Below are 20,179 nucleotides of genomic sequence, written 5' to 3' on the forward strand. Positions count from 1 at the left end.
CTCGATCATGTCGAGGACGACAAGCGTGGGAGGTACGCCGTGAGCAGGACCCTCTTCCGGACCAAGAACGTCGAGCAGTCGATCCAGGACACAGAGGAGCCGGAGCACGCGCTCAAGAAGACCCTCTCCGCGCTGGACCTCACCGTGTTCGGTGTCGGTGTCATCATCGGCACCGGCATCTTCGTGCTGACCGGCAAGGTCGCCAAGGAGAACGCGGGACCGGCCGTCTCGCTGTCCTTCGTCCTGGCCGGGGTCGTCTGCGCGCTCGCCGCGCTCTGCTACGCGGAGTTCGCCTCGACGGTCCCCGTCGCGGGGTCCGCCTACACGTTCTCGTACGCCACGCTCGGCGAGCTGCCCGCCTGGATCATCGGCTGGGACCTGGTCCTGGAGTTCGCGCTGGGCACGGCGGTGGTCGCCGTCGGCTGGTCCGGGTACATCCGCTCGCTGCTCGACAACGCGGGCTGGCACCTTCCCGCGGCGCTGGGCGGCCGCGAGGGGGCGAGCGGGTTCGGCTTCGACATCCTCGCCGCCGCGCTGGTCCTGGTGCTGACCGCCATCCTCGTTCTCGGCATGAGGCTCTCGGCCCGGGTGACCCGGCTGGTCGTCGCCATCAAGGTCGCCGTCGTGCTGATCGTGATCATCGGGGGTGCCTTCTTCATCAACGCCGCCAACTACAAGCCGCTCGTTCCGAAGCCGCAGGCCGTACCCGCGGGCAGCGACCTCCGGGCGCCGCTGATCCAGCTCATCGCCGGCTGGGCGCCCTCCGACTTCGGCGTGCTGGGCATCTTCACCGCCGCCTCCGTCGTCTTCTTCGCCTTCATCGGCTTCGACATCGTGGCGACGACGGCCGAGGAGACCCGCGACCCGCAGCGCGACATGCCGCGCGGCATCCTCGGGTCCCTGCTGATCTGCACCGCCCTGTACGTGGCGGTGTCCATCGTCGTCACCGGGATGCAGCACTACTCCGATCTGACCGTGGACGCGCCGCTCGCCGACGCCTTCAAGGCCATCGGACACCCCTGGTTCGCGGGAGTGATCAGCTTCGGTGCAGCCATCGGCCTGACGACGGTCTGCCTGATCCTGCTGCTCGGCCAGTCCCGGGTCTTCTTCGCGATGAGCCGGGACGGACTGCTGCCCCGCTTCTTCTCCCGGGTCCACCCACGTTTCAAGACCCCGCACCGGCCGACCGTCCTGCTCGGCGTGGTCATCGCCGTCGTCTCGGGCTTCACCAGCCTCAGCGAACTCGCCGAACTCGTCAACATCGGCACGCTCTTCGCCTTCATCGTCGTCGCGATCGGCGTGCTCATCCTGCGCAGGACCCGCCCCGACCTGCACCGTGCCTTCCGCACCCCGTTCGTTCCGGTGGTGCCCGTCCTCTCGGTGTGCGCCTCGCTGTGGCTGATGCTGAACCTGCCCACCGAGACCTGGCTGCGGTTCGCCGTCTGGCTGATCATCGGCTTCGTCGTGTACTTCCTCTACGGGCGCTCGCACAGCCGTATCGGCCAGGAGCAGCGCGCCGCCGTGCGGTCGGCCGGGCAGCCGGGCAACGACACCGTGTGACCGCCTCTCAGTCCCGGTCCGCCGGGGGTTCCTGATCACGCAGGGCCCGCGGACCCAGCACCGCAGCGCCGTGTTCCCCCACCCGGCGGCGCAGCTCCCGGTCCGACGTGACGACCAGAACGGGGCGGACCCCGGCCTGCTCCACCAGCTCGACGATACGGTCGTCACCGCTGCCGGGCGCCGAGTCCACCCGTACACCGGGCACGGAGTCCACCCCGCGCGCCGCGCCTTCGACCACGAGCACCAGTTCCACCGGACCGGGCCGGCCGGGCAGCCCCGCCTGGGCGTACCGCACGAGCCGGTCCCGCAGACGCTCCGCCGCGCCGCGCCGGTCCCGCCACCAGCCGTCGGGCACGGATCCGACGACGTTCGCGGCGTCGACGATCACCATAGGCGGCTCGCTCATGCCCTCAGCCTCGCACGAGGCCGTGCCGTCGGCTCGACGGACTCCCGATTAGAGTGGGGGAGTGTCAACGGTCCCTCCACTGAACGGCTCCTGGCTGCTGCGCGGCCGGGACGGCAGCCTGAGCGCCTACGCCCCGCGGGACGAAGCGGTGTGGTGCCGAGCCGAACGACACCCGGGCCTTCCCTGGGCACCCCCGCGGAGGATCGGCGGGGACCAGCGCCTGCACGCCCAACTGGCCCTCGGCCAGGGTGCCGACGGGTACGCCCACCTCGTCGCATGGCGCCCCACGGTCCCGGGTGAGTCGGGGCTCGTCCATTCCACCCACTTCCGTCCCCACCTGGCGGCGCTCGACTGGGTTCCCATCGGTCACCCGGACCGGAAGGGCGACCGGACCGGTCTGCCGGCGGTGGCCGTGGACGCCGAGGGCCGCGCCCATGTCTTCGCGCGCAACAAGGGCGGCGGTGTCGGCATGCTCGCCCAGAAGGAGCGCGGCGGCTGGGGCCCCTGGCGCGATATCGGAGGCCCGGGCGCGCACGAGGAACTCGCCGCCGTGACCGGAGGGTCGGGGCGTGTGGAGCTGTACGCCACCACCTCGGACGGCATCCTGCGCTGGCGCCAGGAGGAGCCCGGCGCGACCTTGGTGCCCGACGAGGCGCTCGAGGCGAGCGTCCGGCCCGGCACACTGACCGCCCTGCCCACCTCCAAGGAGCACACCACGCTGTTCTTCGCGGACCTGGAGGGCATGCTGCACGCCTGGCGCCCGGGGACCGACCCGGTACCCCTGCTCCTCGCCGCCGGGCCGGGCCGGGTGTCGGCCCTCCGCTGCACCATCGACGATCACGACTGCACGCTCCTGGCCCAGCGTTCGGCCTCCGGCCGTGCCGTCTTCGCGGCCTGCCCGACCGAACAGGAGTCGGCGGGCCTGTGGTGGAGCGAGTCGGGCCCGCAGCTGCCGGTGGGCACGCGGGTCGCGCTGGCCGAGGACGCCGAGGGGCGGGTGGTCGCCGCGACCCTGAGCCCGGACGGTGAACTCCGTGTGGCCCGCCAGAAGGACGAGCCAGGGCTCGCGCTGGGGGCCTGGCAGTCGGTGTGACGGCTGCCGGTTCCCGCCGTCAGGGGCCGCCGAGTGCCATGGATGGACGACGGCCCTGCCAACCTCCCATGACGGCCCGTCAGGAGCCGCCGGTCGCCGGGGACTTCTTCGCCGACGCGGGGATGTCGGAGTCGGTGCGGAGCGCCTTCCACAGGGTGCTCGCCTGCGGTTCGGCGGTGACGACCCGGTTGGGGTCGACCTTGTCGTATGCCACCGGAAGCATGATCGTCTCCATGGTGGCCGGATCCACGCCGTTCATGCTGCGGCCGAACTCCGCCAGCTTGGTCAGGGAGGCGAGTCCCGAGTCGGTGGTGAGCGCCGCCGTCAGACTGTCGGCGATTTTGTAGGCCTTCGTCGGGCTGCCGAGCAGGTCCTGCTTCTTGATCTCACTCAACAAGGCGAGCATGAACTGCTGCTGGAGCCCGATGCGGCCGAGGTCGCTGCCGTCTCCGATGCCGTGCCGGGTCCGGACGAACTCCAGCGACCGTGTGCCGTCCAGCCGGTGCGTGCCGGCGGTCAGGTCAAGGCCGCTGGACTTGTCGTGGATATCGCGGTCGACGGTGACGGTGACCCCGCCTATCGCGTCCACCAGCCCCTTGAACCCGGCGAAGTCGATCTCGACGTAGTGGTCCATGCGCACACCGGACATCTGCTCCACGGTCTTGACCACACAGGCCGGACCAACCTGGGAGTAGATGGAGTTGAACATCACCCGCTTCGCCGACGCCACCTCGGTGCCGTCCGTCTTCGTGCAGGCGGGACGGGTTACCAGGGTGTCGCGGGGGATGCTGACGGCGACGGCCTTCCTGCGGCCGTCGGGTACGTGTATCACCAGAGCCGTGTCGGAGCGTGCGCCGGAGACCTTGCCGGTGTGGAGCGAGGCATTGGCACCGGCACGCGAGTCGGACCCCAGAACGAGAATGTTCTGTCCTGAAGTGGGCAGTTTCTCCGGCCGGTCGTCACCGAGCGCCTTGTCGATGTCGACGCCCTTGATGTTGCCGTCGAGGTCGCTGTAGAGCCAGTAGCCGGTACCGCCCGCGGCCACGACGAGCAGCGCCAGCGAGAGCAGGATCCACCGGCCCCTGCGACGGCGGGGCTTGTCGGCCTTGGGGGCGCGGCGTGCACCGCGCGGGCTCTCGACGGCTGGGGTCGTCATCGGGTCGGTGTCCTCGTCTTCTCTCTTCCGGGCAAGGAGTGCACGGATGATCGGACAGACCGGTGAGCCACCCCGGGCGTTGTGCGACGGTGATCAGAATCACATGAGCCGTACTGATGGGCCGTCATGTTCCTTGATGTCCGTCCGCGCACAGCGGTGCGGTGCCCCGGTGTCCTCTGGTCCTGGCCCGGGGAGTGTATGCCCCATGCATATGATGTGAGAATTCCACGTGAATTCCGGGTACCCGGGCCGAGGCCGGGCGCGTTCTGCAAGGAGTCCGTCATGGTCATGCGGGGCCGGTCCGCGCGCGCCGCGCAGCGGCGTCGCACCCCCGAGGCCCTCGCCGGCACACCGCCGTCCGCCGTGACCGGTACCGCTGCTGGCTCATGGCTGGTGCGCGGCAAGGACGGCAGGCTCACCGCCTACGCCCCGTGCGAGGGCGGACTGCTGCGCTGGACCGAGATGCGGCCCGGCGGACCCCGCTGGTCCGAGCCGGCCTTCTTCCCGGTCGCGGACCTCACCCATCTCACGGTCGTCCAGGGCGCGGACATGTACGTCCACTTCATGGGCCGCCGTGAACGGCGACACCAGGACGGCCGGGTGGACGTGGACGTCGTGCACGCGATCCAGTACCAGACGGGGCGTCCGGTCACGGAGTGGCGTTCCCTCGGCAATCCGCACCGCGAGCCGGACAAGGCCCGGCACTTCGGGGTGCCGGCGGCCGCGGTGGATACCGCGGGTGCGGTCCATGTCTTCGCACGGAACGCGGGCGGCGGCCTCATGATGCGCCGTGAGGGCCGCGGCGGCCGCTGGGAGCCCTGGGTCGATCTGCGGGGCACCGACGTCCGGGACGGACTTGTCGTGACGGCCACGTCGAGCGGCGGGATCGAGGTGTTCGCACCCGCCGCAGAGGCGGCACTGCACTGGGTCCAGCCGGAATCCGGCGGTACGCCGCAGCGGTCCCACGACGTACGGCCGGTCCCGCTGGCCGGTTCCGTGGCCGTGCTCGAGACCGCTCCCGGCCGGCTGACCCGCTTCTGGACCGATCCGGCCGGGTCCGGACTCGTCTGTCACCGCTCCGGAGGCTGGCCGGTGCCCCTGGGCGGCGCCCCCGGCGACGGGGCCAACGCGGCGCTGCGTACCGTCCTCGACGGATACGACTGCACGGTGCTCGCCCACCGGGGCGCGGACGGCGGGATTCAGGTCGGAGTCTGCGGTACGGAGGCCGAGTCGTCGGGCCTGTGGTGGACGGGCACGGGCCGCTCCTGCCTGGGCGCACCCGCCCTGGCGCTGGACGTCTACGGCCGTGTGGTGCTGGCCGCCTTCGATCCGGACGGCACCCTCTGTGTGACCCGGCAGGCACCCGGGTCCGGGCTCGCGTTCCAGGACTGGGTGCATGCCTGACCCGAAGTCGCCCCGGATGTGGGATTGATGACAGAGGCTCGGCAAGAAATAGTTTTCTCCTGGACAGTTTGAAGTGAAGATGTAAACATTCTGTCCGTTCGGTAAGGCGTCGGTAAGCGGCAAGTGCCCCGCAGGTCAAGGGTGAAGACGCCGTGGCCGGTCCCGGTCACCGCACTAGGGGGTGCGGTCGCCGGAAGGGGAGGGGAGTCGGAGTCGCTGCCGGGGGGCGGTGGGCCGGCGTACGTGTGACAAGGGTGGGGGGCGGCGGTGACGCCGACGGACAGCCGGGCGGTGTGCCCCGGTTTCGAAGTGGATGGTGCGGAAGTCAGGTGAGCCTCAACAATCCAGAGGCCAGCGCCCTGGTATCGACATATCGATCTTTGGTGCCGGTGGGGGCTCGGCGCAGGATCGTGCGACGGGTACCGGTTCCGCTGCGCACCTCGGTGAAGCGCTCCCTGGCCTCGGCCGACGCCGTGCGTTCCGCCGTCGTGGTCCGTGCGCTCGGCGGGAACCGCAAGGGCCGCAAGCACACCTCCGCAGGCCGGATACGGATCGTGCGGGTGGCCGGGAAGCACATCCGTGCCATGGAGGTGCCCGGGGCGACCGCGTGGGCCGCCCGGGCGCGCAACCTCCATATCGTCGTCTCCGTCCTGGGCGAGGCCGGGATCGACCACTTCTGCGTGCGCGGTACCGCGTCGCCCACTCCCTGTGTGGCCGTCCCGGCCGGGCGGCGGGCCGAGGTGGAGGAGGTGCTGCGGCTGCTGTGCCAGGAGAGCCCGGGGTACGTCGGCACCGTTTCCCCGGGGCAGATGCGTCCCGGTGCGTCCGCCGCGAGCTGGCGGGCCCTGCGCGGGCAGCGGGTGCTGCGCGTCGCGTGGAACGTCTGCGACCCCACCGGAAACCTGGTCTTCGGCCGTGAGTCGGGCTGTGACATCGAGTTCTGGGCGGAGCGGGACGGCCAACTGGTCGCGCCGCGGCCCAATCGCGTGGTGACCGAGGTACCGGTCGACGCGGGCCGTTGCTGGGCCGAGCAGAAACGATTCAGCCCCGTACCTGCCGCATACACCACCGGCCACGCCCGCACCCTGCCCGAGTTCGTCGCCGCACTGCCCGACGACCACCTCTTCCCGATCGACGTGGTCTACACCTGGGTGGACGACACCGACCCCGTGTGGCGGGCGAGACGGGACGCGGCACGCGGCCGGCTCACCGGCGCCCCGGGGAACGCCCTGCACGAGCAGGCCGCGAACGACTCCCGCTACACCAGCCGCGACGAACTGCGGTACTCGCTGCGCTCCCTGCACCAGTACGCCCCCTGGGTGCGCAACATCTTCCTCGTCACCGCCGGCCAGGTGCCGGCCTGGCTGAACACCGACTTCCCCGGGATCCGGGTCGTGGACCACCGGGAGATCTTCTCCGAACCGGACGCGCTGCCCACCTTCAACTCCCATGCGATCGAGAGCCAGCTGCACCACATCCCCGACCTCGCGGAGCACTTCCTCTATCTGAACGACGACGTGTTCTTCGGCCGGCCCGTGCAGCCGGCGCATTTCTTCCACCCCAATGGCCTGACCAAGTTCTTCCAGTCCAAGGCCCTGATCCCGTCCGGCCGCGCCAGCACCGAGGACCTGCCCGTGAACGCGGCCGGCAAGAACAGCCGCGGACTGATCGCCCAGCAGTTCGGCACCGTCATCTCCCAGAAGATGAAGCACACCCCGCACGCCCTGCGGCGCAGTGTGCTCGCGGAGATCGAGCAGGTCTACGCCCAGGCGCACCGGGTCACCCGGCACTCCCGCTTCCGGTCGCCCAACGACGTCCCCATCGCCTCCTCGCTGCACCACTACTACGCCTACCACTCGGCCCGGGCCACGGTGGGGGACATCCGCTACGTCTACGTCGACCTCGCCGACGACCTGGCGCAGCGCCGGCTCGACACCCTCCTGGCCCGACGGAACTTCGACACCTTCTGCATGAACGACACGATCACCGCCGCCGACCCCGAGGCCCAGAGCCGCATGGTCGAGAACTTCCTGAACGCCTACTTCCCGGTGCCGAGCCCCTACGAGACCGCCTCCGGCATCGTGGCGCCCCGTCGTCCGGCGCGCGTCGCCGAGCTGGGACGCGCCGGCTCATGACCCCCCGACCCACCGGCCCCGCCATGGCAGGTGGCGGGGCGGGCGGCCCGCGCCGCCGGCTTCGCGCCCGCGCCGCCGCCCTGCGCATCCGGCTCATGCTGCGCCTGTTCGTCCCCCTGCGCCGAAAGCGCACCGCCCTCCTGCACTACGCCGCCATCCTCGACGGCCAGACCGTGAACCTGCACGCCCAACTGCCTCCCGCCGCGGGCCTGCCGGACCGGGCGGAGATCGTCCTGCGCCGCGGCCGCCGCCGGTACCCCTGCGAGGCGCGGGTGTACGAGGGGCCGGCCGGCGAGGCCCTGGTCGACGCCGCGGTCCTGCTGGGCGCGGAACTCGGCGGCGCACCCGTCGGCACCGGGCGGTGGCGGCTGCGGCTGCGGCTGTACTCCGGACGCAGATCGCGCACGCTGTCCCTGATTCTGCCGGAGCCTCCGGTTCCCTACGAGGGACCGACCAAGCCCATGGAGGCATCCCCGGTGACCGGGGAGCGGCACCGTCTCGGACGCTCCTTCCGCGGCAGCGCCCGGGTGGTCAGCACGGCCGCCCGCGCCGCCGTCGAGGTGACCAAGGTGCATCTGACCCATGCGGGCGTCACCGTCGACGTCCGGGTGCTGGGCACGTCCCTGGAGGGACCGCGGGCGGAGTTTCTCGCCGCCGGACGCAGGATCGAGCAGGCCGTGGAGAGCCTCGGACCCGACCGCTTCCGTGTCGCCGTGCCCCTGAGCGGCATGACACCCCGCGGGGGCCGCCCCGAACACTGGGACGTTGTGCTGCGCGACTCCACCGGCCGCTCTCTGCGTCCGGGGCGGCGGCTGCACGACGTACGCAACCCGCTGCGTGTCTTCGCCATGCGCAGACTGGCCATCACCCCACAGGGCCACCCGCCCATGATCGTCCAACCGCGCTACACCCCCGCAGGAAATCTCCGGGTCACCTGCACGCGCATGCCCGAGGCAGGCTGAACCGACCGATGAAGATCACTTTTCTGCTGACCACGGCCGACGCCGTGGGCGGAACCGAACGAGCGGTGTTCAACCAGGCGTCGGAGCTCGCCGCCCGGCACGACGTCCGCGTGCTCAGCGTCTTCAAGAGCAATCAGGCGCAGTTCTTCACCCCCGACGAACGCGTCCGCGTGGACTACCTCCTGGACCTCACCGGACGCGTCCCCCGCCCGCTGCGCCCGACCGGGGTCGACGACTCCGTGTGGGCCGGCCTCGCCGCGCAGCCCAGCCAGATCGTCGACCGGTCCTGGGAGTCGGCCTTCAACCGGCTGTCCGACCTGGAACTCGAACTCGCCCTCCAGGACACGGACACCGACGTCCTCATCACGACGACCCCCGCCCTGATGGCACTCGCCGTCCAGCTGGCCCCGGCCCATGTGATCACCATCCACCAGGAACACCGGGTCTCGGAACTGCGCGGCACCAGCGGAGAGCCGCTGCGCCGTTACGCCTCCCGGCTGGACGCGCTCGCCGTGCTCAGCGAACGCACCCGGGAATGGTTCGCGGAGACCCTCGGTGCCGCGGCCCCCCGCCTGGAGGTGGTGCCCAACGCGCTGCCCAGCGGCTTCCGTCCCCGCTCCACCCTGCGGACCCGGACCGTGGTTATCGCGGGCCGGCTCGTGGCGGAGAAGCAGATCGACCACGCCGTCACCGCCTGGGCGACCGTGGCCCGGCACCACCCGGACTGGCAGCTGCGGATCTTCGGCGACGGCCCGCTCAGCGGCTCCCTGCGCCGGCAGATCGACATGCTCGGGCTGCACGACTGCGTACAGCTCAACGGCAACTCCCGCCACCTGGCCGAGGAGTGGGCCAAGGCCAGCATCGCCACGCTGACCTCCCGCAACGAGGCCTTCGGCCTGGTGCTCGCCGAAGCCCATGCGGCCGGCGTCCCCGTGGTCTCCTACGACTCGCCCAACGGCCCACGCGAAGTGGTCGTCGACGGACAGACCGGGATCCTCGTACCCCCCGGCGACACCGACGCCCTGGCCTCGGCCCTGCTCCTGCTGATCGAGGACACCGAGTTGCGGCAGCGGATGGGCGCCGCGGCCCTGGCATCCGTCAACCGGTTCTCGCCCACCGTCGTCACCGCCCACTGGGAGCGCATCTTCCACGAACTCGCCGCCGAGCGCGACAGCGGCCGCCGTGCCGTGGCCAAGGCCGAGCGGCAGGCCGTGCACGCCTACTACAGCGGCCCCGACGGCAGCGTGCCCGCCGCGGCCCCCGCCCCCTCCACCACCGTGCGCACCTCCGACCAGCGCGCGCTGGAGGAGCGGCTGCTCAAGCGGAACCGCCGGCTGGTGAACGACGGCGGCCAGCTGTGCCGACTCCTGGAGTGGGAGTCGCCGTGGGACGTCGTCCAGCAGAACCTGGCCCTGGCCGCCAACGCGCTCGAAGGCGCGGACATCCCCTACCTCGTCGTGCGCGACCGCCTCGTACGGCACACGGTCGCCGTCCACGCGGTGCACAAGGAGGCGGTCTTCAAGGCGCTCGCCGACCGGTACGCCGAGGAAGCCGTCTACGCCGCCGTGCTCAACGAGGGGCAGAAGACGGTGGCGACCGTGCTCGCCGGACTGGCGGCACCGTACGCCGACACCCCGTCCTCGGGTGTCCGGCTGTACCAGAACGTGGTCTCCCGGTCGCGTCTGCTGCGCCTCGGCGCCGTCTACGGCTGCGCCATCACCTTCTGGGACACCGACCCGGAGGACGAGAGCCACCTCAAGGCCCCCGCGCGCACCCTGATCGGCGACCGGGTGCCGGCCAGTGCCATGCACCGCAGCACACTCACCCTGGGCGGTCGCCCCTACCCGACGATCGGCGCTTTCGGGCGGGCGCTGCACGGAGACATCACCTTCCCCGTCGACGCCGTCTACACCTGGGTCAACGGCGCCGACATGGCGTGGCTGGAACGCAAGAACGCGGTCCTGGCCACCATGGGCATGGACACCGAGGACGCCGCCACCAGCGCGGCCCGCTTCCGGGACCGCGACGAACTGCGCTACTCCCTGCGGTCCATCGACATGTACGCCCCATGGATCCGCCACATCTACATCGTCACCGACCGGCAGGTCCCGCACTGGCTCGACCTCAGCCATCCGCGCGTACGGGTCGTGGACCACACGGAGATCTTCGGCGACCGGGGCGCGCTGCCCACCTACAACTCGCACGCCATCGAGAGCCGGCTGCACCACATCGAGGGCCTGGCCGAGCACTTCCTCTACTTCAACGACGACGTGTTCCTCGGCCGGACCGTGCAACCCGAGACGTTCTTCCTCGGCAACGGCCAGGCCAAGCACTTCATGTCGCCGACGGCCGTGCCGATGGCGCCGGTGTCGGCCGGGGACGAGTTCAACATCAGTGCCGCGAAGAACAACCGCGCTCTGATCGAGCGGGACTTCGGGCAGACGCTGGTGCACTCCTTCCTGCACGCGCCGCACCCGCTGCGGCGCAGTGTCCTCGAGGACATCGAGAACCGCTACCAGCACGCGGTGGCGACCACCGCCGCCAGCAGGCTGCGCAGCCACAGCGACATCTCCGTCGCCTCGTCGCTGCACCACTACTTCGGCTTCCACACCCTGCGCAGCGTGCCCGGCAGCATCTCGTGCGGATTCGTCAACGTCGGCCTGAGCGAGCACGCCCCCCGGCTGAACCGGATCCTGACCGTGCGCCCGCACGACGTGTTCTGCCTCAACGACTACCACGACGGTGACGTCCCGGAGGACGAACAGGACGCGATCCTCGCCGCGTTCCTGCCGAGCTACTTCCCGGTGCCGAGCCAGTTCGAGACGGGATCACCGCGCAACCAGCGTGCCCACGCGGGCTATCTGCCGGGATGGCCGCTGTGACCCCGCCGTCCCCGTCATCCCCGTCGTCAGGAGGAGCAACCACGTGAACAGTCCCGCATCCGTGCTGCAGATCGTGGCCCACCCGGACGACGACCTGTACTTCATGAACCCCGCCACCTTCCAGGGCCTGAAGGCGGGCACCCCCACCACCACGGTGTATCTCACCAGTGGCGACGCCAACGGGCGCAACCCCAGGCCGTGGCAGCTGGAGCCGGTGGCCGAGGACCGGGCGGCGTACGGCAAGGCACGGCAGAACGGCATCAAGGCCGCGTACGCCGCCATGGTGTGCGGCGACCGCACGGCCGCCTGGACACCGGCCACCCTGCCCACGGCGGGCGGGGCCCTCGCCGAGGTGTACTCCCTCGCCGACGCGCCCTGGGTGACCCTGATCTTCCTCAACATCCGCCAGCACGGCACCCCGGAGGGCCTGCCGCGCAGCCTGCACACGCTCTGGCACGGGGAGGCCGAACAGGTCCCGACGCTGGTGGTCGGCGGCGGCCTCGTACAGGAGGGGCACGCGTACACGCGGGCCGGTCTGGTGGAGACGCTCGTGCAGATCCTGGGCGTCGTCCGGCCGACGCTGGTGCGCACCATGGACCCGGACCCCGACCGGCTCGTCCACGACGAGAAGTTCCCGCAGCGGCACGACCACGGCGACCTCTCGGACCACTGCGACCACACCGCGGCCGCCCTGTTCTCCTGGCTCGCCCTGGACCGCTACCAGGGCCCGGCCGAGAACCGCACGTTCACCGTGGAGGCGTACCGCGGCTACTACAACGAGCGCTGGCCGCACAACCTGAGCCCGCAGGCCGTCTCACTGAAGGAGTACTTCCTCAACGTCTACGGCGCCGCGGACGGGTACGACTGCGGGGATCCCGCCGGCAGCGGCGACTACGCGGTCGGTCTGAACTCCCGGCGCACGGGCTGGGTGCAGAGCACCGCACCACGCCATCCGGCCGGGGCGAACTGGCTCGTCTCCGACCGGCGGGGCCGACTGGCGGCCTTCGCCGTGGTCAATCAGCAGGCCGCGGTGTGGCTGGAGGCCCAGCCCGGCGGCGACCAGTGGCGCGGCCCCTTCTTCCTCGGTGGCGGCCCGCTCGCGCCGGGCCTCGCGGTGAGCTTCACCGCGGACGGCCGCTGGCAGGTCTTCGCCGCACGCCTGTCCCATCTCGCCGCGGACGGCAGCCACGCCAGGGAGATCGTGCTGCTCGAACAGTCCGAACCCGACGGGGTGTTCCCCGGCTGGACCACCCTCGGCAACCCCTCCGCCGGCGACCCGCAGCGCGACCGCCACCTCGGCGCACCCGCCGTCACCAGGGACGGCAGGGGGCGGCTGCATCTCTTCGTGCGCAACGCCGGCCAGGGACTGCACAGCCGCGTCCAGGAGGCCGACGGCTCCTGGGGCGAGTGGACCGACCTGCGCGGCCATGAACTCCAGGAGGGCCTTGCCGCACTGACCGCGCCGAACGGCCAGGTGGAGGTGTTCGCCGCCAGCCGGGACGGTGTCTTCCACTGGTCGCAGAGCTCCCTCGACGCCCCGCCCAGCAGGGCGCCGCGCTTCCGGCTCACCGTGCCGGCCGGCCCCGCCGCGGCCGTCGTCCAGCCGGGCGGACAGGTCATGACCGTCTACCGCCAGCCCGGATCGGGCCGTCTGCTGATGGCGCAGGAGGACGCCCCGGGGGGTCGGTGGGCCAAGCCGGCGGCGTCGATCGGAGGTCGCGGCGGCTTCGGCGCGATCGCCCTCGCCGCGGGACCGTCCCCCGAGACGGGCACGCTCGTCGTCACGCGCGGAGACCTGGGCGGGGTCGCCTACCGTTTCCTGCCGGGCGACGAGTCCTGGCGGGAACTGCCCACGACCGCGCTGGGCGGCACGATCGCGCATGCGCCCGCGGCCGCCTTCGACGCGCTGGGCCGCGCCACGATCGCGGTGCTCGGAGCGGACGGCCGCCTGGCCGTCTCCCGCCAAGCCGCTCCCGGGTCACCCGAGTTCGGCCCCTGGATGGTGACCGGCTGACCCTCCCGGCGACGGGGCACGCCGACCCGGGGAAACCGGGGGCCCGGGCCGCCGAGGCCGGGCAGGGCCCGGACGGCCCGGGCGCCGTACGACGAAGGGCCTCCGCGCAGAGCGGAGGCCCTTGTCACGCACGGCGGTCGGCCGCCGGCGTCGTCACGGCGGTTACGCCGGAACCGACGCCACGCCCGGCTCCAGGAAGCGCTTGCCGGTCACCCGCTCGGAGACACCCTCGCGGTCCAGGTACGGCGTGATGCCGCCCAGGTGGAAGGGCCAGCCCGCGCCCGTGATCAGGCACAGGTCGATGTCCTGGGCCTCGGCCACGACGCCCTCCTCGAGCATCAGACCGATCTCCTGCGCGACCGCGTCCAGCACGCGCGCGCGCACCTGCTCCTCGGTCAGGACCGTGTCGCCCTGCTTCAGCAGCGCGGCGACCTCCGGGTCCAGCTCCGGCTTGCCGCTGTCGTAGACGTAGAAGCCCCGCTTGCCCGCCTCGACGACCGCCTTGAGGTTCGGGGAGACCGTGAAGCGCTCCGGGAACGCCCTGTTGAGGGTCTCCGAGACATGCAGGCCGATCGCCGGGCCGACGAGCTCCAGCAGCACCAGCGGGGACATCGGGAGACCGAGCGGCTCGACCGCCTTCTCCGCGACCTCGACCGGGGTGCCCTCGTCGATGACGTTCTGGATCTCGCCCATGAAGCGGGTGAGGATGCGGTTGACCACGAACGCCGGGGCGTCCTTGACCAGAACCGCGGTCTTCTTCAGCTTCTTGGCGACGGCGAACGCCGTGGCGAGCGACGCGTCGTCGGTCGTCTCGCCGCGGACGATCTCCAGCAGCGGCAGCACCGCGACCGGGTTGAAGAAGTGGAAGCCGACGACCCGCTCGGGGTGCTTCAGCTTCGACGCCATCTCCGTCACCGACAGCGAGGAGGTGTTGGTCGCGAGGATCGCGTGCGCGGGCGCGACCGCCTCGACCTCCGCGAACACCTTCTGCTTGACCGACATCTCCTCGAACACGGCCTCGATGACGAAGTCCGCGTCCGCGAAGCCCTCAGCCTTGTCCAGGACACCGGACACCAGCGCCTTGAGGCGGTTGGCCTTGTCCTGGTTGACGCGGCCCTTGGCGAGCAGCTTGTCGATCTCGGCGTGGACATAGCCCACACCCTTGTCGATGCGCTCCTGGTCGATGTCCGTGAGGACGACCGGGACCTCGAGGCGGCGCAGGAAGAGCAGGGCGAGCTGCGAGGCCATCAGACCCGCGCCCACCACGCCCACCTTGGTGACCGGGCGCGCCAGGTTCTTGTCGGGCGCACCCGCGGGACGCTTGCCGCGCTTCTGCACCAGGTTGAAGGCGTAGATGCCGGCGCGCAGTTCGCCGCCCATGATCAGGTCCGCGAGGGCCTGGTCCTCGGCGTCGTAACCCTGCTGCAGGTCACCGTTCTTGGCCGCGGCGATGATGTCGAGCGCGCGGTAGGCGGCCGGGGCCGCGCCGTGCACCTTGCCGTCGGCGATGAAGCGGCCCTTGGCGACGGCCTGGTCCCAGGCCTCACCGCGGTCGATCACGGGGCGCTCGACGACGATGTCGCCCTTGAGGACGGACGCCGTCCAGATCAGCGACTGCTCCAGGAAGTCGGCGCCCTCGAAGAGGGCGTCGGCGATGCCCAGCTCGTAGACCTGCTTGCCCTTGAGCTGCTTGTTCTGGTTGAGCGAGTTCTCGATGATGACCGAGACGGCCTTGTCGGCGCCGATCAGGTTCGGCAGCAGGGTGCAGCCGCCCCAGCCCGGGACCAGGCCGAGGAACACCTCGGGCAGGGAGAAGGCCGGGAGGGACGCGGACACCGTGCGGTAGGTGCAGTGCAGGCCGACCTCGACGCCGCCGCCCATCGCCGCGCCGTTGTAGTAGGCGAACGTCGGGACGGCCAGCTTGGACAGGCGCTTGAAGACCTCGTGGCCGCCCTTGCCGATGGCCAGCGCGTCCTCGTGCCGCTTCAGCAGCTCGACGCCCTTGAGGTCGGCGCCGACCGCGAAGATGAACGGCTTGCCGGTGATGCCGACACCGACGATGTCGCCGTCCGCGGCCTCCTTCTCGACCTGGTCGATCGCGGCGTTGAGGTTCGCCAGCGACTGCGGGCCGAAGGTGGTCGGCTTGGTGTGGTCCAGGCCGTTGTCGAGGGTGACCAGGGCGAAGCGCCCGGCGTTCAGCGGCAGGTCGAAGTGGCGTACGTGCGCCTGCGTGACGACCTCGCCCGGGAACAGCTCGGCCGCACCCTTCAGCAGCTCAGCGGTGGTGCTCACTTGTCCCCCTCGAAGTGCGGGTTCTCCCAGATGACCGTCGCGCCCATGCCGAAGCCGACGCACATGGTGGTCAGGCCGTAACGGACCTGCGGCTGCTCCTCGAACTGGCGGGCCAGCTGCGTCATCAGACGGACGCCGGAGGAGGCGAGCGGGTGACCGAAGGCGATGGCGCCGCCGTACTGGTTGACGCGCTCGTCGTCGTCGGCGATGCCGTAGTGGTCGAGAAGGGCCAGGACCTGCACGGCAAAGGCCTCGTTGATCTCGAACAGGCCGATGTCGGAGATGGACAGGCCCGCCTTGGCGAGGGCCTTCTCCGTCGCCGGGATCGGGCCGTAGCCCATGACCTCGGGCTCGACGCCCGCGAAGGCGTACGAGACCAGACGCATCTTGACGGGCAGGCCGTTCTCGCGCGCGAAGTCCTCGGAGGCGATGATCGAGGCGGTGGCGCCGTCGTTGAGACCGGCCGCGTTGCCCGCGGTGACCCGGCCGTGGACGCGGAACGGCGTCTTGAGGTTCGCCAGGTTCTCCAGGGTGGTGCCCGGGCGCATCGGCTCGTCGGCGGTGACCAGGCCCCAGCCCGTCTCGCCGGCCTCGGGGTTGGTGCGGCGGACCGAGATCGGTACCAGGTCCTGCTGGATCTTGCCGTTGGCGTACGCCTTGGCGGCCTTCTCCTGCGAGCGCACCGCGTACTCGTCGGCGCGCTGCTTGGTGATGTGCGGGTAGCGGTCGTGCAGGTTCTCCGCCGTCATGCCCATGAACAGGGCGGACTCGTCGACCAGCTTCTCGCTCACGAACCGCGGGTTCGGGTCGACGCCCTCGCCCATCGGGTGGCGGCCCATGTGCTCGACACCACCGGCGATGACGGCGTCGTAGGCGCCGAACGCGATGGAGCCCGCCGTGGTCGTCACGGCCGTCAGCGCGCCTGCGCACATGCGGTCGATGGAGTAGCCGGGCACCGAGGTCGGCAGGCCCGCGAGGATGCCCGCGGTACGGCCGATGGTCAGGCCCTGGTCGCCGATCTGCGTGGTCGCGGCGATGGCGACCTCGTCGATCTTCTTCGGGTCGAGACCCGGGTTGCGGCGCAGCAGCTCCCGGATCGCCTTCACGACGAGGTCGTCGGCGCGGGTCTCGTGGTAGATGCCCTTCGGGCCCGCCTTGCCGAACGGGGTACGGACGCCGTCTACGAAGACGACGTCCCTGACGGTACGAGGCACGATGGCTCTCCTCCAGGGTGCGGGATGGCACTGCTGCGACGCGCTGAGCGCGCGCTCAGCCCCATGCTACTTGTGGGTAACCAAGCTGCCCAGCCCCGCCGGGCCAAGCGGTGAAGGTCACACCGTCGGCAGGGGGTGGGCGCAGGCCGGTTGGCGCAATTTCGATGGGACTGTTCCGCTTCCACCAGGCGGGTGAGATTCGGGTGGGCTGCCGCGGGCGGGGTTGATGCGTGCGGCGCACCGCGTGTCGGGTGCGTGCGTTGCGTGCTCCGGGCCGCCGTCGGCCGCGGACGCTCTCGCCCCTGCCGGGTCCCGTGGCCGTCCCGTCCGGCAGTGGGGTGGACGGGGGCCTTTGGCCGTACGGGAGGGCCGTCGGCCTGGCGGTCCGGTGCCAGGGCCGGGCGCCGTATCCGGCGAGCGCGGCCGCAGGGGACGGCGTCGCCGTATCGCGGCCGGCATCCGCCGATCGCGGCGGTGCTCGGCGCGGGGCGGGCCGGCGAAGGTGTCTGTCTCTGCGCTTGCCCGCTATGGGGCCCGTGGCCGTCCCGGTACGGCCTGTACCTGTGCTCGTCCCGGTGCGGGGTCCGTGCCTGTCCGGCAGCGGGGTGGGCGGGGGTCTTTGGCCGTATGGGGGAGGGTCGTCGGCCTGGCGGTCCGGTGCGGTTGGGGGGCTGTGCTTGGCCACCGCAGTGGGACGCTCCGGTATGGGGTGCCCGTGGCCGGCTCGCGCGGGGCGGCTTGTGGCCGCGCCCGCGCGTCGGGTGTGCGGTGTCAGCCGTGCGTGGACAGTGCTTCCGCCAGTACCGGAGTGACCTGCTCCACCTGCCAGGGCCGAGCGCCGTATCCGGCGAGCGCGGCCGCGACCGATGCGGCGTCGGTCGTTTTCGGCGGCTCCCAGCACAGGCGCCGCACGATGTCCGGGGAGATCAGGTTCTCCTGCGGCATCGTGAGCCGCTCCGCGAGCCCCGAGACCGCGGCGCGCGCGGCGGACAGCCGGGCCGCGGCCGCCGGGTCCTTGTCGGCCCACGCGCGCGGCGGCGGGGGACCGGCCACCGGCTGGCCGGGCTGCGGCAGCTGGGCCTCGGGCAGGGCCTTGGCCCGGTCGATCGCGGCCTGCCACTGCTCCAGCTGGCGCCGGCCCATGCGGTGACCGAAGCCGTTCAGCGAGGCCAGGGCATGCATGTTCGGCGGCAGGGCCAGCGCGGCCTCGACGATCGCGGCATCCCCGAGCACCTTGCCCGGCGAGACGTCCCGGCGCTGTGCGATCCGGTCGCGGGTCTGCCACAGCTCACGGACGGCCGCCATCTGCCGACGGCGGCGCACCTTGTGCATCCCGGACGTGCGCCGCCAGGGGTCCTTGCGCGGCTCGGCGGGCGGCGCGGAGGCGATCGCCTCGAACTCCTGCCGGGCCCAGTCCAGCTTGCCCTGCCGGTCCAGCTCCTTCTCCAGGGCGTCCCGCAGATCGACGAGCAGCTCGACGTCGAGGGCGGCATAGCGCAGCCACGGCTCGGGCAGCGGCCGGGTCGACCAGTCGACGGCCGAGTGCCCCTTCTCCAGTACGAAGCCCAGGACGCTCTCCACCATGGCGCCGAGGCCCACCCGCGGGTACCCGGCGAGCCGCCCCGCCAGCTCGGTGTCGAACAGGCGTGTGGGCAGCATGCCTATTTCACGGAGACACGGCAGGTCCTGGGTGGCGGCATGCAGCACCCACTCCACTCCGGAGAGCGCCTCGCCGAGGCTCGACAGGTCGGGGCACGCAACGGGGTCGATCAGTGCGGTGCCCGCGCCCTCGCGGCGCAGCTGGACGAGATAGGCGCGCTGGCCGTATCGGTAGCCGGACGCACGTTCGGCGTCGACGGCGACGGGGCCTCTGCCTGCCGCGAAAGCGGCGATCACCTCGGCGAGCGAGGCATCGTCGGCGATCACGGGCGGAATGCCGTCGCGCGGCTCCAGCAACGGGATCGGCGCCGCTTCGACAACGTCCGGAGGGGCGCCTCCGGTGGTTCGCAGTGGGCTGTCTGCTGCGGTCTCTTGGGCGTCGGTCACCTGTCAAGGGTATCTGTGCGTGGACGGCGCCCGTCGACGGAACGTTCCGTCGACGGGCGCGAGAGGGGCGTAAACCAGTCACGTGCGTCACATGGCGGCATGGGCTTCCCGTGCTCACGGGATGCGTGGGACGGGGCGCGTCCAGAGGGTGATGGGTGACCCGGATCCGGGTGGCGGCGGCTCGGCGTGGACGCGGACCGGGGTGAGGGGCTGGGTGGGGGATGCGGGTGTCCGGACGGGGGATGCGGGGACGGGGAGAGGGGTGAGCGTCGGATGCGGTTGCGGTACGTGGGGCTTCGGGTGCCGGGTGCGGGGAGGGTCAGTGGATGATGCCGGTCCTGAGGGCCACCGCCACCATTCCGGCGCGGTCGCCGGTGCCCAGCTTGCGGGCGATACGGGCGAGGTGGCTCTTGACGGTCAGTGCGGACAGGCCCATGGAGACACCGATCGCCTTGTTCGACTGGCCCTCGGCGACGAGGCGCAGCACCTCCACCTCGCGTCCGGACAGTTCGCGGTAGCCGCCCGGGTGACTCGGGGCACCCGGGGGGCGGCGGTGCAGGCGAGCGGCGGCGGCGCCGATCGGGGCGGCGCCGGGTCGGGTGGGGAGTCCGACGTTCGTGCGCGTACCGGTGACGACGTAACCCTTCACTCCGCCCGCGAGGGCGTTGCGGACCGCGCCGATGTCGTCGGCGGCGGACAGGGCGAGACCGTTGGGCCAGCCCGCGGCGCGGGTCTCCGACAGCAGGGTGAGGCCGGAGCCGTCGGGGAGGTGGACGTCGGCGACGCAGATGTCACGCGGGTTGCCGATACGGGGCCGGGCCTCCGCGATCGACGACGCCTCGATGACGTCGCGCACTCCTAGCGCCCAGAGGTGGCGGGTGACGGTGGAACGGACCCGGGGGTCGGCCACGACCACCATGGCGGTCGGCTTGTTCGGGCGGTAGGCGACCAGGCTTGCGGGCTGCTCGAGGAGAACGGACACCAGGCCTCCTGGGGGTGCGGGACGGGGCCGGCT

At 71.6% G+C, this 20,179-nt stretch carries 13 protein-coding genes; 7 read left to right on the top strand and 6 right to left on the bottom strand.

The features are described 5' to 3' along the window. Window positions 1–39 precede the first annotated feature (39 nt). Complete coding sequence (locus LZ604_RS08635; protein ID WP_234513883.1) at window positions 40–1,560, top strand: amino acid permease; 1,521 nt, start codon at window positions 40–42, stop codon at window positions 1,558–1,560. A 7-nt stretch (window positions 1,561–1,567) separates the two neighbouring features. On the opposite strand, the gene LZ604_RS08640 is transcribed toward LZ604_RS08635, so the two are convergent. Next, complete coding sequence (locus LZ604_RS08640; RefSeq protein WP_234513885.1) at window positions 1,568–1,966, bottom strand: NYN domain-containing protein; 399 nt, start codon at window positions 1,964–1,966, stop codon at window positions 1,568–1,570. 79 nt (window positions 1,967–2,045) lie between these two features. Between LZ604_RS08640 and LZ604_RS08645 the strand changes: the two genes are divergently transcribed. Further along, window positions 2,046–3,059: a PLL family lectin gene (locus LZ604_RS08645; protein ID WP_234513998.1), complete on the top strand. Its 1,014-nt coding sequence runs from the start codon at window positions 2,046–2,048 to the stop codon at window positions 3,057–3,059. Window positions 3,060–3,138: 79 nt separating this feature from the next. Here LZ604_RS08645 and LZ604_RS08650 read toward each other — a convergent pair whose 3' ends face one another. Then, complete coding sequence (locus LZ604_RS08650; RefSeq protein ID WP_234513887.1) at window positions 3,139–4,215, bottom strand: LCP family protein; 1,077 nt, start codon at window positions 4,213–4,215, stop codon at window positions 3,139–3,141. A gap of 288 nt (window positions 4,216–4,503) precedes the next feature. On the opposite strand from LZ604_RS08650, the gene LZ604_RS08655 reads away from it, so the two are divergent. The 5 genes from LZ604_RS08655 (at window position 4,504) to LZ604_RS08675 (ending at window position 13,612) form a co-directional block, all read left to right on the top strand. Then, entirely contained in the window at window positions 4,504–5,619 is a 1,116-nt protein-coding gene (locus tag LZ604_RS08655) for a PLL family lectin (protein ID WP_372482116.1), read from the top strand. A gap of 329 nt (window positions 5,620–5,948) precedes the next feature. Then, window positions 5,949–7,754 carry a stealth family protein gene (locus LZ604_RS08660; RefSeq protein WP_505016490.1) on the top strand — a complete coding sequence of 602 codons (1,806 nt, stop codon included), beginning with the start codon at window positions 5,949–5,951 and terminating at the stop codon, window positions 7,752–7,754. Next, window positions 7,751–8,716, top strand: coding sequence for a hypothetical protein (locus LZ604_RS08665; RefSeq protein ID WP_372482111.1), 966 nt, complete (start codon window positions 7,751–7,753; stop codon window positions 8,714–8,716). The genes LZ604_RS08660 and LZ604_RS08665 overlap by 4 nt, the downstream gene beginning before the upstream one ends. Before the next feature lie 8 nt (window positions 8,717–8,724). Then, entirely contained in the window at window positions 8,725–11,598 is a 2,874-nt protein-coding gene (locus LZ604_RS08670; protein WP_234513892.1) for a stealth family protein, read from the top strand. Window positions 11,599–11,641: 43 nt separating this feature from the next. After that, complete coding sequence (locus LZ604_RS08675; protein WP_234513893.1) at window positions 11,642–13,612, top strand: PIG-L family deacetylase; 1,971 nt, start codon at window positions 11,642–11,644, stop codon at window positions 13,610–13,612. Between the two features lie 162 nt (window positions 13,613–13,774). Here the strand turns inward: LZ604_RS08675 and LZ604_RS08680 are convergent, their stop codons facing one another. From LZ604_RS08680 to LZ604_RS08695, 4 genes are all read right to left on the bottom strand, one after another. Further along, entirely contained in the window at window positions 13,775–15,904 is a 2,130-nt protein-coding gene (locus tag LZ604_RS08680) for a 3-hydroxyacyl-CoA dehydrogenase NAD-binding domain-containing protein (RefSeq protein ID WP_234513894.1), read from the bottom strand. After that, a complete protein-coding gene (locus LZ604_RS08685) occupies window positions 15,901–17,118 on the bottom strand; it encodes a thiolase family protein (protein ID WP_234513895.1) in 1,218 nt (405 codons plus the stop codon). The genes LZ604_RS08680 and LZ604_RS08685 overlap by 4 nt, the downstream gene beginning before the upstream one ends. Before the next feature lie 771 nt (window positions 17,119–17,889). Beyond that, window positions 17,890–19,164 carry a ribonuclease D gene (locus LZ604_RS08690; RefSeq protein WP_234513896.1) on the bottom strand — a complete coding sequence of 425 codons (1,275 nt, stop codon included), beginning with the start codon at window positions 19,162–19,164 and terminating at the stop codon, window positions 17,890–17,892. Between the two features lie 319 nt (window positions 19,165–19,483). Beyond that, complete coding sequence (locus LZ604_RS08695; RefSeq protein ID WP_003993737.1) at window positions 19,484–20,146, bottom strand: response regulator transcription factor; 663 nt, start codon at window positions 20,144–20,146, stop codon at window positions 19,484–19,486. Window positions 20,147–20,179: the final 33 nt, after the last annotated feature.

This window comes from Streptomyces glomeratus (assembly GCF_021462825.1).
GTDB lineage: Bacteria > Actinomycetota > Actinomycetes > Streptomycetales > Streptomycetaceae > Streptomyces > Streptomyces glomeratus.

Bases quoted from the DNA above. Each gene is read 5' to 3' on its own strand.
- LZ604_RS08665 (WP_372482111.1), top strand. From the start codon at position 7,751: ATGACCCCCCGACCCACCGGCCCCGCCATGGCAGGTGGCGGGGCGGGC.
- LZ604_RS08650 (WP_234513887.1), bottom strand. From the start codon at position 4,215: ATGACGACCCCAGCCGTCGAGAGCCCGCGCGGTGCACGCCGCGCCCCC.
- LZ604_RS08670 (WP_234513892.1), top strand. From the start codon at position 8,725: ATGAAGATCACTTTTCTGCTGACCACGGCCGACGCCGTGGGCGGAACC.
- LZ604_RS08655 (WP_372482116.1), top strand. From the start codon at position 4,504: ATGCGGGGCCGGTCCGCGCGCGCCGCGCAGCGGCGTCGCACCCCCGAG.
- LZ604_RS08640 (WP_234513885.1), bottom strand. From the start codon at position 1,966: ATGAGCGAGCCGCCTATGGTGATCGTCGACGCCGCGAACGTCGTCGGA.